The following is a 16,029-nucleotide window of genomic DNA, read 5'->3' as shown; positions in this document are numbered from 1 at the left end:
TTGCTGCGCAGCCGACCCTGGGATTATGAAATCAAACCTGGGAACCTACACCGGCGCGGCCGTCACCTCGCCATATTCGCGAACCGCGACAAATGCAACTGGTGTGCAACGGTCACCGTCTTCGTCGGACCGTTACGGTGCTTGGCGAGGATGAAATCCGCTTCTCCGCCGCGGGGATCATCGCGTTCGAAAGCGTCGGGACGGTTCAGCAGGATGACCATGTCCGCATCTTGCTCCAGCGAGTTATGAACACTGATGCCATCCGCAATAAAGTTGTGCGTGCCATCTACGGTGCCGTCGTAGACGTCATGCTCGCCGATGCTGGAAATCTCAACCACGGTGTCCCAGTAGACATCACTGGTCGCCAGTGCGTGAATTTCGTTGTCCTCCAACAGTGTCGCCGCACGGTGCAATCGCGACCGGCTCGGCGAATGCTTCCACATCGTCGACCCGCAGAATTGCGTGCCCATTGCCGCTGCGAACTGCCGGTGCGTCATCTGTTTGGCTGACAGAGTCTTTCGAACTTGATCCCACACCGCGAGCGGCACCGTGTCTTGATTCGGGTTACGAACCATCTCCTCCAGATGAGACAGCACCTCCTGCACGGCGATCGATTTCACGCCATGCACGCCGACGTGACGAAGGAAACGGACCTGATTCTCCGCGCCGTAGATGTACAGGTGCCACGAGTCCCGGTAGCCGAGTTTCTTCGCCAGCTTGATGCGCGCGAAAACACCCATCCGCAGTAGCAATTGGGCAACATCATCGATAAGACGACGACTCGTCGAGGCGTAGTAGATACGCCCCTGGCCCGCCTTGGCATCCCACCGCACCGACCCGTCCGTCGCCCATAGGTGCCGTAGGAACAACGCCACCTGGTCGTTCGGAGCACGAAATACCGCTTCCGGCACAAACTTCTCGTAACTGCGCTTTCCGAACAGACCCAACCCGTCCAACCAGGCCGCGATCGGATTGCGTCGGCCGTGCGTCAAGCGCTCCGGCGCCGGCAACCGCAAGGTAGTTACCCGCGCTGCCGCATATTCGTCGCGGACAGCTCGAACGCCGAAGTGCGCGGCCGCCACTGTGACCGCGGCAAGGTTGGCCTCGTCGATTGACGCGTATCGGATCGGCTGACGCTTGACGCACGATCCGTCGCCAATCATGTGGGCGAGCAGCATCACTTCCGAGTCATCCATCCGCTGTGTGTCAACGGGCTCGGGCACCCGTCGCGGCGCTGCGATGCGGTCTCCAATGTTCAACTGCTCTAATGGCGTCCATCCCTCAAGCTTCATGAAGGGATGGTTGCCGGTGGCCTCGATCTCGCGCCCGGAAGCAAGCCGCAGCCGGAACACTTCCTTGTGCCCGCTCGGGAAGACGTTCGTCATCGGCCGGGCGACCAGCCGCAGCCGCTCGTTCAGCGTCCAAACCAGAGGGCGCTCTCCGGTACGCATCAACTCACCGAAGGTGACCTCGGCGCCGGTGTCGGCCCGCAAAATGCGGGTCGCGGCGGTCAGGCATCCCGATTCGCGGAGGTCAGACAGCATCGGCTTCTTGTCAGTGCGCTGCTCCGGACCACGGTTCAGCTGGCTGATCGCAACGACGGGAACCTCGAGTTCCTTCGCCAAAAGCTTGAGATGTCTTGAAAATTCAGACACCTCGATCTGTCGCGACTCAACCTTCTTGCCGGATGTCATTAGCTGCAGGTAGTCGACGACCACCAGCTTCAGGTTGGCCTTCTGCCGCAGCCGGCGCGCCTTCGCGCGGATTTCCATCATGGTGAGGTTCGGCGAGTCGTCGATGTACAGCGGCGCCTCGCTGATCTCGCTCATCCGCCTCGCCAAGCGTGTCCAGTCGTCGTCGGTCATCCGACCCGAACGCATATCCGCCAGTTTGATTTTCGCTTCCGCTGACAGCAGCCGCATCACGATCTCGGACTTGCTCATTTCCAGCGAGAAGATGACGCTGGCCATGCGGTGCTTGATCGAGCACGAGCGCATGAAGTCCAACCCCAGTGTGGAGTTGTGGGTCGGCACCATCCCGCGCCCCGCGAGATACAGGTGCGCGGAATTATCCACCTCGACACAGCGCACGGCGACACTCGGCACGCGGCGGACCGACACGATCTGCAGCACCGGCGCCAGGACCGCGACGTGGTGCCCGGGGGATGCGGCCGGAGCGATGGTGTCCAAACCACTACGCAACTGAGCCGAGGTCCGAATTCCGTGACCGGTCGGCCAGAGATGCTGGGCATCGGCGACGATTGTCGTGCCGTCGGAGAACTCAATCTCGTAGCACGGACGGCCCAGCAGGATCCCGGTCGCCGCAATCACCCGCGTCGGCCGACCGTCGGCATCGAGCAGTTCGTCGCCGACCGCGACGTCACCCATCGTTGTCCAAGCGGTCGGGGTGGGCAGCGGCGTGTTCAACGCCAACGCCTTCCCCACACCCGGGCGCGCCGCCACGATGATCATCTGCCCCGCGTGCAGCCCGTTGGTCACCTCGTCGAGTTCGGTGAAACCGGTCGGCACGCCGCGCGAGATGCCCCCGTTGGAGGCGATGGCGTCGATCTCGTCCATCGTCGGCTGCAGCAGGTCCTCGAGGGGCACGAAATCTTCGGAGGTCCGGCGCTCGGCGACCTCATAGATCTCGGCCTGGGCACGGTCGACGATCTCGGCCACATCGGCGCCGTCAGCGCCCGCGTAGCCGTACTGCACCACCCGGGTACCGGCCTCGACCAGCCGGCGCAACAGCGCCTTCTCGGCGACGATGCCGGCGTAGTAGCCGGCGTTGGCGGCCGTGGGCACCGTGGAGATCAGCGTGTGCAGATACGGCGCGCCACCGATGCGGCGCAGCAGTCCACGGCGGTCCAATTCCGCGGCCACTGTCACGGCGTCCGCTGGCTCACCGCGGCCGTAGAGGTCGAGGATGGCGTCGTAGACGTTCTGGTGGGCCGGGCGATAGAAGTCGCTGGGCCGCACCCGTTCCAGCACGTCGGCGATGGCGTCCTTGCTCAGCAGCATCCCGCCGAGCACCGACTGCTCTGCGGCGAGATCCTGAGGAGGCTGGCGACCGTAGTCCTCACTAGGCGGTGGGGTATCCATCCCCGGGTGAGGCATGTCATCGACGACCGCCACGGACCACCTCCCTCCGATTCAACCACCGAACATACATTCGATCACTGATATTCAGAGCGTAAGTCACAGCACCGACACCCCGCCCCCGCCTGATCGGCCGGCTCCTCCGCGGCCCGCCTCGCGGGCCCCATCGTCACCGTCCCTGCCTGATCGGCCGGCTCCTCCGCGGCCCGCCTCGCGGGCCCCATCGTCACCGTCCCTGCCTGATCGGCCGGCTCCTCCGCGGCCCGCCTCGCGGGCCCCATCGTCACCGTCCCTGCCACCTTGGCCACACCCCACGATCGAAGCGTCGGGATGAAACGTAAACGTTGCTGGACAGGACTCCAACAGCGCCTGTTCATGAAGCTGTGGATCGAGTGTGCATATCGTTGAACACCTGTGTTGAACGGGGTGTGGAGTACCTGTGGAGCATTGCGCTGTTTTTGTCCATCACTGCTGTTGACCGCCATACAACGCCGCCGAATTCATGTGGACAAGAATCTCTACGGCGTGTCGGCGCAGGTTATCGCGCCGGGCGTGTTGGTTTTCAGCCACATTTTCGCCGAGTTAATGCAGGGTTACGCCGACCCGGTCGACACCCCTTCGGAAACGTTCGCCAGAATGCCGCCGCGCGAAAGCGATGCCGCGCAGCCGAAAACCCGGTGCGGCCGTAACGGCCACACCGGGTGAGGGCAGATCGAGTTAGCTCTCGCCGACGACCTCGAGTGCGACCTCGACATCGATCTCGGGGTGCAGGTGCACCACCACGGGGTGCGTGCCGACGGCCTTGATGTGCGCCTTGGGCAGCCGGACGATCCGCTTGTCGAGGTTAGGCCCGCCGGCCTTCTTGATGGCGGCCACCACGTCGCCCGCGGTGACCGACCCGAACAGCTTGCCGCTGTCAGCCGCCGTCTTCACCGGCAGCGAGACCGATCCGAGCGCCTGGATGGCGGTCTTGATCTCGTTGGCGTGCTCGCGGTCGCGGACCGTCTTGGTTTCGCGGGCGCGGCGGATGTCGTCGGCCTGCCGCTGCGCACCGCGCGAGGCGACGATCGCCAGACCGCGGGGCAGCAGGAAGTTGCGGCCGTACCCGTCCTTGACTTCCACCGTGTCGCCGACGGAACCAAGGTGGTCGACGTCAGCCGTAAGAATCAGCTTCATCGTTGTATGACTTTCGTTGGGCGCGCGGAGATCAGCGCGTCGAGGAGGTGAAGGGCAGCAGTGCGACCTCGCGGGCGTTCTTCACCGCAACCGCGATGTCCCGCTGGTGCTGCACGCAGTTGCCGGTAACCCGGCGGGCGCGGATCTTGCCGCGCTCGCTGATATAGGTCCGCAGCAGGTTGGTGTCCTTGTAGTCGATGTTCTGGCCCTTTTTGGCGCAGAAGACGCATTTGCGCGCCTTGATCGGCTTTTCCGGAGCCGGACGCCGCTTGGTGGACTTGGCCATGTGTCAATCTTTCCGTTCTCGTGCTGTGAAAGTTAGGTAGGTCAGAAGGGCGGTTCGTCGTCGCCGCCGCCGAACGATCCCGACGCCGGGGCGCTGCCCCACGGGTCGTCGCCGGATCCGCCGGACTGCGCCGGCGCTGACTGCCGCGAACCACCGCCGCCGCCACCGCCGCTGAAGCCCCCGCCGCCACCGCCGCCGCTGCGGCTGGCCTTGTTGACCTTGGCGGTTGCGTACCGGAGTGAAGGTCCGATCTCGTCGACCTCGACCTCGACCACAGTGCGCTTTTCGCCCTCACGGGTTTCGAAGGAGCGCTGCTTGAGGCGGCCGGTGACGATCACGCGCGCGCCACGCGTCAGGCTCTCGGCGACGTTCTCGGCCGCCTCCCGCCAGATGTTGCAGCGCAGGAACAGCGCCTCGCCGTCCTTCCACTCCCCACTCTGGCGGTCGTAGATCCGCGGCGTGGAGGCCACGGTGAAGTTCGCCACGGCCGCACCCGACGGCGTGAACCGCAGTTCGGGGTCAGCGGTCAGGTTTCCTACGACAGTGATTGTCGTGTCACCAGCCATGAATGCCTCCTGGGTCCGCCTGGTGGGTGGTTATGGAATTGAGCGTAGGCAACCGCTCCGACAGGGGCGGTCAGTGCTTGTCGGTGCGCATCACCTTGGTGCGCAGTACCGACTCGTTCAGGCTCAGCTGGCGATCGAGCTCGGAGACCGTCGCGGGGGCGGCCTTCAGGTCGATGACAACGTAGATGCCTTCGGCGTGCTTGGCGATTTCGTACGCCAGCCGCCGCCGGCCCCAGATGTCGACCTTCTCGACCGATCCACCGTCTTTGCGGACGACGTTCAAGAACGTCTCCAGGGACGGGGCAACGGTGCGTTCGTCGAGCGTGGGGTCGAGGATGACCATGATTTCGTATGGACGCATAGGGACCTCATCACCTCCTCTGGTCTGAGCGGCCACGGAACCTCCGTGGCAGGAGGGTCGCCTGCGTCGGCAACCGCCCAAGGCTACCCGATAGCCCGGCCGTCCCGAAATTCACTTCCGCGACTGAATGAATTCGAGCGCCCTGGCTCGTGTCGCCTCGTCGGCCTTGGCCAGCGCTCCGGAGTCGAACGGCGGCTGCGGGTCGTACTCGATGAGCAGTTGGGCGGCCTGGGCGGCGACCCGGTCGAACAGCAACTCGACCAGCCGCAATGCCATGTCGATGCCGCTGGACACGCCCGCGGCCGTGATGATGCGTTGCGGCAGGTGCTCGACGACACGTTCGGGCACGTACCGCGCGCCCAACCGGTTGAGCTCGTCAGCCGCGCGCCAGTGCGTCGTTGCCGTCAGTCCGTCAAGCAGGCCGGCACCGGCCAACAACAACGCGCCGGTGCACACCGACGTGGTGTATCTGGTGGTCGGATGCACGGCCTGCAGCCAGCCGCGGATGGTTTCGTCGTCGACGAGCACGCGCGTCCCGATGCCGCCGGGGAACACCAGTACGTCGGGGGCCGCGACTTCGTCGAATGTGGCGTCGCAAGTGACGCCCAGCATGCCGTTCTCGGTGCGCACCTCACCGCGCCGATGCCCGACGAAAACCACGTCGATCGACGGAATGCGTTGCAACACTTCATAAGGCCCGATCGCGTCGAGCGCCGTGAACCGGGGAAACACCGGAATGGCGACCTGCATCACGTCTGGCCGACCAACTCAGGTTCCGGGGCACGCTGGCGCCGGGCCGGACGCAACCACGTCGGCAGCCAGCCGGGTGGGTTGTCCGGCGCGAGGTCGAAGGTGCCCCCGGCGGGATCGTCGACACGCCCCTGCCAGCGCACCAGATCGTCCTGCGGGCGATAGATCTGCCGAATGACCAAGACACACAATCCCATTACCGCGATGTCGCGCAGCAACACCGTCGTCGTGAACCACTGCAGCGGCAACGAACGGTTCGGGTTGCCATACAGGTAGTACATCCTGGGCACCCACACCAGCGCGTCAATTGTCATCCACGCCAACAGAACACGACGGTGCGGAATGGCCAGCACCGCCAGCGGCACCAGCCACAGCGAGAACTGCGGACTCCACACCTTGTTGGTCAGCAGGAAGGCCGCGACCACCAGGAACGCCAGCTGCGCCAGCCGGGGCCGTTGCGGAGCAGTCAACGCGACGTAAGCGATTCCCGCGCAGGACAATGCGAGCAGCCCCGCGACAACGCTGTTCAGTACCGTCGGCGGCTCCCAGAAGCCCAGTACGGGGTCGAACCCGCGCCAGCCGGTGAACGACTTCACCACGTTGAACAACGAGTCCATGTCGTCGCCGCGACGGGTGTTGAGCCGGAAGAACTCCGACCACCCCCGCGGGTAGAGCACCATGATGGGCAGATTCACCGCCAGCGAGGTCGCCGCGGTGATGAGTGCGGTCCGATAGACATCGCGCAGGCGCCCCGACCGGATCCCGAGCACCAACAACGGGCCCAGCAACAACAGCGGATACAGCTTGGCCGCGGCGCCCAGACCGATCAGCACGCCGGCCAGTGCCGGTTTTCGGCGCGCCCAGGCCAACAGGCCGCCCATCGCGAAAGCCGTTGCCAGTGCGTCGAAATTGGTGAATATCTGAAAGATCAGCAACGGTGAAGCGCCCACCAGCGCGGCATCCCAGATACGACGCCCCGCCAGGCCCGCGGTGGCCCAGACCGTACACAACCAGGCCAGCGCCAGACCGAACGCGGCGAAATTGAAGAACATCACCACTTCGGCGATCACCGGAACGGGCAGGATTTTGCTCACCGCGGTATACGCCTTCGCGAAACGCATCGAGACGTACTGGTAGACACCGGTCAGCACCGGATATTCCATGTAGCGCACCGCGATCTGGCCGTCGTAGCGGACCTGGGGTGTGCCGCTGCCGTCCGTCTCGATCCAGCTCGACTTGTACGGAAACTTGCCCTGGCTCAACAACTCCGCGCCATACAGCGGCACGGTGTCGGAGTAACACAATTCGTAATAAGCGCGCTGGTTGTCCCAGTTGGCAACCCGCTGCTCACCCGTTCCGGTGCCGGTGCTCTGCAGGCACGCCGCCTTCGTCGACCAGCCCAGGGCCAGAAACACCAGGGCGATCAGGAACATCACCCGCACCGGCGTCATGACACGGGTACGGCCGATCAGCGCGTGCCGGCCCATCGGCCCACCGATCACGCCGGCCAGGGCGGCACCCAGAACGTCGTTGCGGCTGGGGCAGTCTCGGCTGTCGGCGCTACGACGGTCGGCGGCCAGCGGCCGCGGGGATATGGTGGCGCGCTCGCTCACGGGGGCGGTTGGGGGACGTCAGACGGCGGCGGCACGGGGACCGGACCGCCGGGCGGCGGCGCCGTGATCGTGGTGGGTGGTCCGACCGGAACGGTGATCCCCGGGGCAATCTCCACCGTGGGCTGAATGACCGTCTCCGACGGTGGCGGCGGCGGTGGCGGCGGCGCCGCGGGCACACCCGCGTAACCACCGATCTCCGTCGGCTTGGGGAAGGTCTCGTTCGGCTGCCCCTTCAGGGCCCCGTCCATCGTCGCTTTCCAGATGTCCGAGGGCAATCCGGACCCGTAAACCGCTCCGCCGGAGGCGCTCACCAGAGGTTCGTCGCCTTTAACCGTGCCGACCCAGACGGCGGTGGACAGTTGAGGCGTATACCCGACCATCCAGGCGTCTTTGTTGGAGGTGGTGTCCCCGAACTGGGTGGTGCCGGTCTTGGCCGCGGACTGCCGCCCACCGGCCAGGTTGTGGCCGCGGGAGTACCCGGCGATCGGTTGCATCGCGGCAGTCACGTTGTCGGCCACCGCCTTTGGGATGCGCTGGTCGCCGCTGTTGTCGGCGGTGCCGGCATCGAAGAGGACCTGACCTTCGGCGTTGACCACCTTCTGCACGAAGTGCGGGCGGTGGTAGAGGCCCGACGCGGCCAGCGTCGCATATGCCGTGGCCATGTCGATCACCCGGGTTTGGTACTGCCCCAACACGATTCCGTTGTTGGGCGGGCCGCCCTTGCCGTCCTCGGACAGCGTGTGCGCAACGCCGGGAAAGCTGTCGGCGACGCCGGCCTGGTGCGCGGCGTCGGCGACGGCCTGCGGTCCGCCTTTGAGCTTGAGCATCAGCCGGTAGTAGGAGGTGTTGAGCGACATCTTCAATGCCTCGGCGAGGTTGCAGGTGCCGCAACTCTCGCCCTCGACGTTGGTGATCTTGATGCCGTCGACGGTCAGCGGGGAGCTGTCCACCTGATAACCCAGACCGATGCCCTGCTCAAGGGCCGCGACCAGAGCAAAGACCTTGAACGAGGACCCGGTCTGCAGGCCGGCCTGAGCGAAGTCGAAGCCCAGGGCATTGGTTCCGCCGTAGTAGGCCTTCACGGCCCCGGTGCGCGGGTCGATGGACACCGCCGCGGACCGCATGTCGGGGTCCTGGCCGTCAAGGTATTTCGACACCGCCTTCTCGGCGGCCTGCTGGGCCTGCGGATCGATCGTGGTGGTGACCTGCAACCCCTGGGTGTTCAGGGTCTGCTCGTCGATGTTGAACAACTCGAGCAGCTCCTTGGTGACCTGGCGTTCGATCAACCCGTTGGGGCCGGTGGTCTGGTTCTCCGCCCGGGCCTCGTCCGGCGACACCGTCTTGGGGAACACCTGCCCCTTGCGGTCATCGGCCGACAGAGCCTTGGTCTCGACCATGCCGTCCAGGACCCAGTTCCAGCGCGCCAGCGAACCTTCGGGATCGACGGCGGGGTCCAGCGTGGACGGCCGGCGGATCAGCGCCGCCAATAGTGCGCCCTCGGAAACGGTGAGCTGCTCGACGGGTTTGTTGAAGTAGGCCTTGGACGCCGCCGAGATCCCGTAAGCACCGCGGCCGAAATAGATGATGTTCAGATAGGCCTGCAGCACATCGTCTTTGGACCACTCCCCCGACATCTTGGTGGCGATGACGAGTTCTTTGGCCTTGCGCATCACACCGCTCCACCCGTGCTGCGCGGAGCCGACCAGTGCGTTCTTGACGTATTGCTGGGTGATCGTGGAGCCGCCCTGCAGGTCTCCCCCGAACAGGTTGTTGCCGACGGCGCGGGCGAACCCGCTGAAGGAGAAGCCCGGATTCGAGTAGAAACCTCGGTCCTCGGCGGCGATCACCGCCTGACGCACGTGGACCGGAACCTGGCTGAGGTTCACGTCCACCCGATTGCCTTCGGGCGGCACGATTTTGGCGATCTCCGAGCCGTCGCTGGCCAAGATCGTGGACACCTGGTTGGTGCGGATGTCCCCCGGCCGCGGCACGTCGACGATGAAATACGCCATCGTGAAGGTGACGATGGGCAGCAGGATCAGGACCGCCATGCTCAGGTACAGCGAGCGCCGGACCCATCGCCAATTGATCTGCTGCGACCAGGTCGGTTTACGACGGGGCCCGCGCGGCGGGCCGGCCGGACCCGAGGGCGGCGGTCCGCCCGGAGGACGGCGCCCGCCGCCGCTGAGCCGTTCGTGCCCTGGCCGCGGCGACGGCGAGTCCAGCGCGGCCTTGACCTGACCGACCGGGTCGGGAGGCGGCGGGGCTGACGACGGGCTGTCCAGGGCGGCCTTGACTTGATCGATCGGGTCGGCGTGCCGACTGGGGCGATCGTCAGAGACCGCGGGGATGACCGTGGTCAGCCGGTCATCGGGCGGCACCGGACGGCGCGGCGGCGGCGGCGCGCCCTGCTGCTCACCGCCGGAGTGTCTGCCGCCATCCGCTGTCGTCGACTCATCCGGTTTGTCGCTGGACGACTGGTGGTGGCGCCCTCCGCTATTCACTGGCCGTGCGGGCGCCATTGCGCGCCGTCCGCTTGCCGCCCGATCCTCGTGGCGGATGGGCGGGCACTGCCGCGCCCAGGACGTACGACTTCACCAGGTGGTTCCAGCTGCACGTCCGGCAGACCTCCACCACATGCACAGCAAACTCGGAGAAGCGCGTAGCCAGCAGCACCAACTCCTCGGCGGTACGCGCCGAGCCCGAAACCGCGCCGAGGTGCTCACCGAAAACCCAGGAGACCAGCGTCAATTGTTCTTTGCGGCAGATCGGACACATCACCTGGCTTTGTTTCCCGTGAAACTTCGCCGCGCGCAGCAAATAAGGGTTGGCGTCACAGACTTCGGACACGCCGGTGCGTCCGGAGTACACCTGGGCCAGCAGTGAGCGCCGCCGAAGCGCGTAGTCCACTACCTGTCGCTGCAGTCGCACGCTGACCAGAGTACGTCGCCGTCCCCGGCACCGACACGCAACTCAGGCTGTTGTCGCGTGGGTGAGCAGGTATCCGGTGATCACAGGCTGTGCCGGTCGGAGGGCGGACTTCTACGATCATCTCAGTGTCAGGGTGGGGTTGCCGCATGTAGCGGTGGTTGGATCCTGATCACCTGGTGTCTGGCTCGTACGATCCTTGCCGCCTTCGGGTTGGTGTGCATGCGTTTTGTCGGCATCGGGTGTGAAGGACCGGCCGGCGTGACTTGATAGGAGCGTGGCACCGCCCCCGACTGAGGTATGTCCGCCGACCGGCCCAACCGTCACCTCACAGTGAATGGAGGCAACCACCATGGTTGTTGTTGGAGCCGATGTACACAAGCGCACGCATACCTTCGTCGCGGTCAACGAGGCGGGCCGCAAGCTCGGCGAGAAGACTGTCATGGCGATCACCGCCGGGCATGCCGAGGCGGTGATGTGGGCCCGCGAACACTTCGGGGCCGACGTTGTCTGGGCGATCGAGGACTGCCGGCATCTCTCGGCGCGCCTGGAACGCGACCTGTTCGCGTTGGGTCAGAAGGTGGTGCGGGTGCCACCAAAGTTGATGGCCCAGACCCGCGCCTCGGCCCGCACCCGAGGCAAGTCCGACCCGATCGACGCACTGGCGGTGGCGCGGGGATTCCTGCGCGAATCGGATCTACCGGTGGCGTCCCATGACGAGGTGTCGCGTGAGTTGAAGCTGTTGGTGGATCGCCGCGAAGACCTTGTCGCACAACGGACTGCGACCATCAACCGGCTGCTGTGGAGGGTCCACGAGCTCGACCCCGCGCACGCCCCCAAGGCCCGCTCGTTGGACTTGGCCAAACACCGCGGCATTCTTCGGGATTGGCTGGACACTCAGAGCGGGATCGTGGCCGAGTTGGCCCGCGACGAGTTGGCCGACGTCACCCGGCTCACCGAGACGATCAACGCACTGGCCAAACGCATCGGTGAGCGTGTCCGCACGGTCGCCCCGGTGCTACTGGCCCTGCCGGGCTGTGGCGAGCTGACCGCGGCCAAACTCGTCGGCGAAACCGCCGGGGTGAGCAGGTTCAAGAGCGAAGCCGCCTTCGCCCGCCATGCCGGGGTAGCCCCGGTACCGGTGTGGTCGGGTAACACCCGCGGACAGGTCCGCATGACACGTTCGGGCAACCGCCAACTCAACGCCGCGCTGCACCGCATCGCGGTCACCCAGATCCGCCTCGACGGCCTCGGACGCACCTACTACCGACACCGCCTCGCTCAAGGCGACTCCACCCCCGAAGCCCTGCGCTGCCTCAAACGCCGCCTAGCTGTGATGTCCAGAGAGGTTGTCCCTCTCGTTATCGGTGAGCCTGTGTGACAGGGAAGGCCTCCGGTTGTGAAGTGGAGCTGTCTAAGGATCCGCTTCACTGAACAGGAGGCCTTCGTGTCCCACGCTAACGCTGCTTTGACCCCACGCGCTCGATTGAGGCTGGCTCGGCTCGTCGTGGAGTCCGGGTGGACTTACGCTGCAGCAGCGAAGATGTTCATGGTCGCCCCGCGAACCGCCAAGAAGTGGGCTGACCGCTTCCGCGTCGAGGGCGAGTCCGGGATGACCGACCGCAGTTCACGCCCGCATGTGAGCCCGACCAAGACCGCGCCAGCGGTGATGCGTCAGATCGTGGGTTTGCGGTGGCGCCAGCGGCTCGGGCCAGTACAGATCGGCGGGCGCATCGGGGTGCCGGCCTCGACGGTGCACGCGGTGTTGAGCCGGTGCCGGGTAAATCGGCTGTCGTACATCGACCGCGTCACCGGCGAGCCGTTGCGACGTTACGAGCACCCGCATCCCGGGTCGCTGATCCACGTCGATGTCACCAAGTTCGCCAACATCCCCGATGGCGGTGGTCATAAGTTCCTCAGCCGAGCACAAAGCAAACACAACGCCTGCCAGACCGCGCATCGGACCGGTGAGCGTGGTGATCGCGCCAAGAACTGGCGCCCCCGGATCGGGATTGCGTTCATACATACCGTGATTGACGATCACTCCCGGATGGCCTATGCCGAGATCTGCTCCGACGAAAAAGCCACCACCGCCATCGGAGTGCTCCAACGCGCCGTCGCGTGGTTCGCCGATCATGGCGTCACCGTCCAACGGGTGCTGTCTGACAACGGGTCGGCCTACCGGTCCTACACCTGGCGCGACGCCTGCGCCGAACTGCACATCACGCCAAAGCGGACCCGACCGTATCGACCGCAAACCAACGGCAAAATTGAGCGATTCCACCGCACTCTCGCTGACGGCTGGGCCTACGCCCGCCTCTACGAATCAACCGACCAACGTGACATAGCCCTGACTGGGTGGCTGCATTTCTACAATCACCATCGAGCCCACTCCGCCATCGGAGGCCAGCCACCAGTCACGCGACTGACCAACCTCCCTGGACATCACACCTAGCCCGCGTCGTCTTCGGCCACCTGCACACCGACCACAACAACCGCCAAAAGCCTTGCCAAATGGCAGCGGCTTGACATAGGAGAAACCCGTGGCGAAATCTCGGGCCGGGTCAAGTACCACGCGAGCCAAGGACAGCGACCGTCAGGATGCGTGCCGCATCCTGGACACCGCCCTCAACGACGGCGAGTTGTCGATGGAGGAGCATCGCGAGCGGATCAGCATGGCCACCAACGCCGTGACCCTGGATGACCTGCAGCTTCTGGTCGACGACCTGCAGTCCGGGCAGGGCACGCAAATCCAGAAACCGGTGCAGGCACCGAAGATCCGGGTGCGGCGCAACGGGCTGGGTCTTGCCGCGGCCGCCTTCGGCGTCACGGTGCTGCTGGGCATCGGCATCGGGTGGGGCCTGTACGGCAACACCACCTCTCCCCTGGACTTCGCCTCCGACCCGGGAGCCAAGTCCGACGGCATCGCTCCGGTGGTGCTGACTCCCCCTAAACAACTGCAGTCACTCGGCGGCCTGACCGGCCTGCTCGAGCAGACCCGCAAGCGCTTTGGCGACACCATGGGCTACCGGCTGCTGGTCTACCCCAACTACGCCTCGATCGACCGCAAGGACCCGACCGACGATCGACGTGTCCTCGACTACAACTACCGCGGCGGGTGGGGCGATCCGTCCAGCTCCGCTCGCAACAGCAGCACCGACGCCGCCGTCGTCGACCTGGGTAAATTCGACGTCAAGACCGTCGTGGGCATTCTGCGCGGAGCACCCGAGACCGTCGGCATCAAACAGCAGGACGTCAAATCGATCTATCTGATCGTCGAGCCGGCCAAGGATCCGACCACCCCCGGAGCGCTGTCGCTGACGATCTACGTCTCCAGCGATTACGGCAGCGGCTACATCGAGTTGGCCGGCGACGGCACGGTCAAGCAGGTCAATTACGTGAGCTGACGCCCGCGCGGGTGTGACTAACAGCGCATTAACGGGCGGTGCTGTTGTCGCTAATATATCGGAGCGATACTATGACGCGAGGCGTCGTATCGTCGTAACAAGCCATGCAAAAGGAGGTGAATCGATGCTGGAACTGGCCATTTTGGGGCTGCTCATCGAGTCACCCATGCACGGCTACGAGCTGCGCAAGCGGCTGACCGGCCTGCTCGGCGCCTTTCGGGCTTTCTCCTACGGGTCGTTGTACCCCGCACTGCGGCGGATGCAGGCCGATGGGCTGATCGCCGAGAACGCGGCACCCGCGGGCACCCCGGTACGACGGGCGCGGCGGGTCTATCAGCTGACCGACGAAGGCCGCCGCCGTTTCACCGAACTCGTCGCCGACACCGGTCCGCACAACTACACCGATGACGGCTTCGGAGTGCACCTGGCATTTTTCAACCGCACTCCGGCGGAGGCGCGCATGCGCATCCTGGAAGGCCGGCGCCGTCAGGTCGAGGAGCGCCGGGAAGGCCTGCGTGAAGCAGTCGCGCGGGCCAGCAGTTCGTTTGATCGCTACACCCGTCAGCTGCATCAACTCGGGCTGGAGTCCAGCGAGCGCGAGGTCAAGTGGCTCAACGAGCTCATCGCCGCGGAACGGGCAGCGCCCAACCCCGTCGAACAGACGTAAACCCCTCGCACGAAACCAACGCAAGACATCCAAAGATACGAAGGTTAGGAGAACGCCCAATGAGTGGGAACACACAGGCGTCGACCGAGGTACGAGTCGCCATCGTCGGCGTCGGCAACTGCGCGTCCTCGCTGGTTCAGGGCGTCGAGTACTACTACAACGCCGACGAATCGTCGTCCGTACCGGGCTTGATGCACGTCCGGTTCGGCCCGTACCACGTCCGCGACGTCAAGTTCGTGGCCGCGTTCGACGTGGACGCCAAGAAGGTCGGCTTCGACCTGTCCGACGCGATCTACGCCTCGGAGAACAACACCATCAAGATCGCCGACGTTCCGCCGACCAACGTGGTGGTGCAGCGCGGCCCGACCCTCGACGGCATCGGCAAGTACTACGCCGACACCATCGAGCTCTCCGACGAGGAGCCGGTCGACGTGGTGAAGGTCCTCAAGGACAACAAGGTCGACGTGCTGGTCTCCTACCTGCCGGTGGGCTCCGACGAGGCCGACAAGTTCTACGCCCAGTGCGCCATCGACGCCGGGGTGGCGTTCGTGAACGCGCTGCCGGTGTTCATCGCCTCAGACCCGGTGTGGGCCAAGAAGTTCAAGGACGCCGGTGTGCCGATCATCGGCGACGACATCAAGAGCCAGGTCGGCGCGACGATCACCCACCGCGTGATGGCCAAGCTGTTCGAGGACCGTGGCGTGACGCTGGACCGCACCTACCAGCTCAACGTCGGCGGGAACATGGACTTCAAGAACATGCTCGAGCGTGAGCGTCTGGAGTCCAAGAAGGTTTCCAAGACTCAGGCCGTGACGTCCAACCTCACCGGCTCGCTCGCCGGCAAGGTCGAGGACAAGAACGTCCACATCGGCCCGTCCGACCACGTCGCCTGGCTCGACGACCGCAAGTGGGCCTACGTCCGCCTGGAAGGCCGCGCCTTCGGTGACGTGCCGCTGAACCTGGAGTACAAGCTCGAGGTGTGGGACTCCCCGAACTCGGCCGGCATCATCATCGACGCCGTCCGCGCCGCGAAGATCGCCAAGGACCGCGGCATCGGCGGACCGGTGCTTCCGGCCTCGGCGTACCTGATGAAGAGCCCGCCGGAGCAGCTCGCCGACGACATCGCACGCACACAACTCGAAGAGTTCATCAACGAGGGCTGAAACCGGCTCGTAGA

14 protein-coding genes and 1 pseudogene are annotated in these 16,029 nt (G+C 65.3%); 6 read left to right on the top strand and 9 right to left on the bottom strand.

What is annotated here, in order from left to right:
• Positions 1-62: 62 nt before the first annotated feature.
• Entirely contained in the window at positions 63-3,134 is a 3,072-nt protein-coding gene (locus C0J29_RS00455; RefSeq protein WP_162951363.1) for a replicative DNA helicase, read from the bottom strand.
• A gap of 378 nt (positions 3,135-3,512) precedes the next feature.
• Here C0J29_RS00455 and C0J29_RS00445 point away from each other — a divergent pair, with 378 nt between their 5' ends.
• Positions 3,513-3,803, top strand: coding sequence for a hypothetical protein (locus C0J29_RS00445; protein WP_162951362.1), 291 nt, complete (start codon positions 3,513-3,515; stop codon positions 3,801-3,803).
• Positions 3,804-3,815: 12 nt separating this feature from the next.
• Here the strand turns inward: C0J29_RS00445 and rplI are convergent, their stop codons facing one another.
• The 8 genes from rplI to C0J29_RS00405 all read right to left on the bottom strand — a co-directional run bounded on the left by rplI (position 3,816) and on the right by C0J29_RS00405 (position 10,781).
• Positions 3,816-4,274 carry a 50S ribosomal protein L9 gene (rplI, locus tag C0J29_RS00440; RefSeq protein ID WP_055578155.1) on the bottom strand — a complete coding sequence of 153 codons (459 nt, stop codon included), beginning with the start codon at positions 4,272-4,274 and terminating at the stop codon, positions 3,816-3,818.
• Between the two features lie 31 nt (positions 4,275-4,305).
• Entirely contained in the window at positions 4,306-4,560 is a 255-nt protein-coding gene (gene rpsR, locus C0J29_RS00435; protein WP_065046023.1) for a 30S ribosomal protein S18, read from the bottom strand.
• 41 nt (positions 4,561-4,601) lie between these two features.
• Complete coding sequence (locus tag C0J29_RS00430; protein WP_065046024.1) at positions 4,602-5,126, bottom strand: single-stranded DNA-binding protein; 525 nt, start codon at positions 5,124-5,126, stop codon at positions 4,602-4,604.
• A 70-nt stretch (positions 5,127-5,196) separates the two neighbouring features.
• The gene (gene rpsF / locus C0J29_RS00425; protein WP_055578152.1) at positions 5,197-5,487 is read right to left on the bottom strand and encodes a 30S ribosomal protein S6; all 291 of its coding nucleotides are present in this window, start codon (positions 5,485-5,487) and stop codon (positions 5,197-5,199) included.
• Positions 5,488-5,598: 111 nt separating this feature from the next.
• Positions 5,599-6,237, bottom strand: coding sequence for a DJ-1/PfpI family protein (locus tag C0J29_RS00420; protein WP_120791184.1), 639 nt, complete (start codon positions 6,235-6,237; stop codon positions 5,599-5,601).
• Entirely contained in the window at positions 6,237-7,850 is a 1,614-nt protein-coding gene (locus C0J29_RS00415; RefSeq protein WP_120791183.1) for a glycosyltransferase family 87 protein, read from the bottom strand. The genes C0J29_RS00420 and C0J29_RS00415 overlap by 1 nt, the downstream gene beginning before the upstream one ends.
• Positions 7,847-10,354: a transglycosylase domain-containing protein gene (locus C0J29_RS00410; RefSeq protein ID WP_371872475.1), complete on the bottom strand. Its 2,508-nt coding sequence runs from the start codon at positions 10,352-10,354 to the stop codon at positions 7,847-7,849. Before C0J29_RS00410 ends, C0J29_RS00415 begins: the two co-directional genes overlap by 4 nt.
• Entirely contained in the window at positions 10,347-10,781 is a 435-nt protein-coding gene (locus C0J29_RS00405) for a DUF5318 family protein (protein ID WP_065046028.1), read from the bottom strand. Before C0J29_RS00405 ends, C0J29_RS00410 begins: the two co-directional genes overlap by 8 nt.
• 334 nt (positions 10,782-11,115) lie before the next feature.
• Here C0J29_RS00405 and C0J29_RS00400 point away from each other — a divergent pair.
• The 5 genes and pseudogenes from C0J29_RS00400 to C0J29_RS00380 form a co-directional block, all read left to right on the top strand.
• Positions 11,116-12,111, top strand: a pseudogene (locus C0J29_RS00400) (IS110 family RNA-guided transposase); the annotation flags it as partial.
• A 114-nt stretch (positions 12,112-12,225) separates the two neighbouring features.
• Positions 12,226-13,233: an IS481 family transposase gene (locus tag C0J29_RS00395; RefSeq protein WP_120791182.1), complete on the top strand. Its 1,008-nt coding sequence runs from the start codon at positions 12,226-12,228 to the stop codon at positions 13,231-13,233.
• Positions 13,234-13,321: 88 nt separating this feature from the next.
• Positions 13,322-14,185, top strand: a complete 864-nt coding sequence (locus tag C0J29_RS00390) for a DUF1707 SHOCT-like domain-containing protein (protein WP_120791181.1) — start codon at positions 13,322-13,324, stop codon at positions 14,183-14,185.
• Between the two features lie 124 nt (positions 14,186-14,309).
• Positions 14,310-14,852 carry a PadR family transcriptional regulator gene (locus C0J29_RS00385; RefSeq protein ID WP_055578147.1) on the top strand — a complete coding sequence of 181 codons (543 nt, stop codon included), beginning with the start codon at positions 14,310-14,312 and terminating at the stop codon, positions 14,850-14,852.
• A 59-nt stretch (positions 14,853-14,911) separates the two neighbouring features.
• A complete protein-coding gene (locus C0J29_RS00380; protein WP_065047739.1) occupies positions 14,912-16,015 on the top strand; it encodes an inositol-3-phosphate synthase in 1,104 nt (367 codons plus the stop codon).
• Positions 16,016-16,029: the final 14 nt, after the last annotated feature.

Source organism: Mycobacterium paragordonae (assembly GCF_003614435.1).
Taxonomy (GTDB): Bacteria; Actinomycetota; Actinomycetes; order Mycobacteriales; family Mycobacteriaceae; genus Mycobacterium; species Mycobacterium paragordonae.
This window is presented reverse-complemented; position numbering and strand designations above follow the sequence as displayed.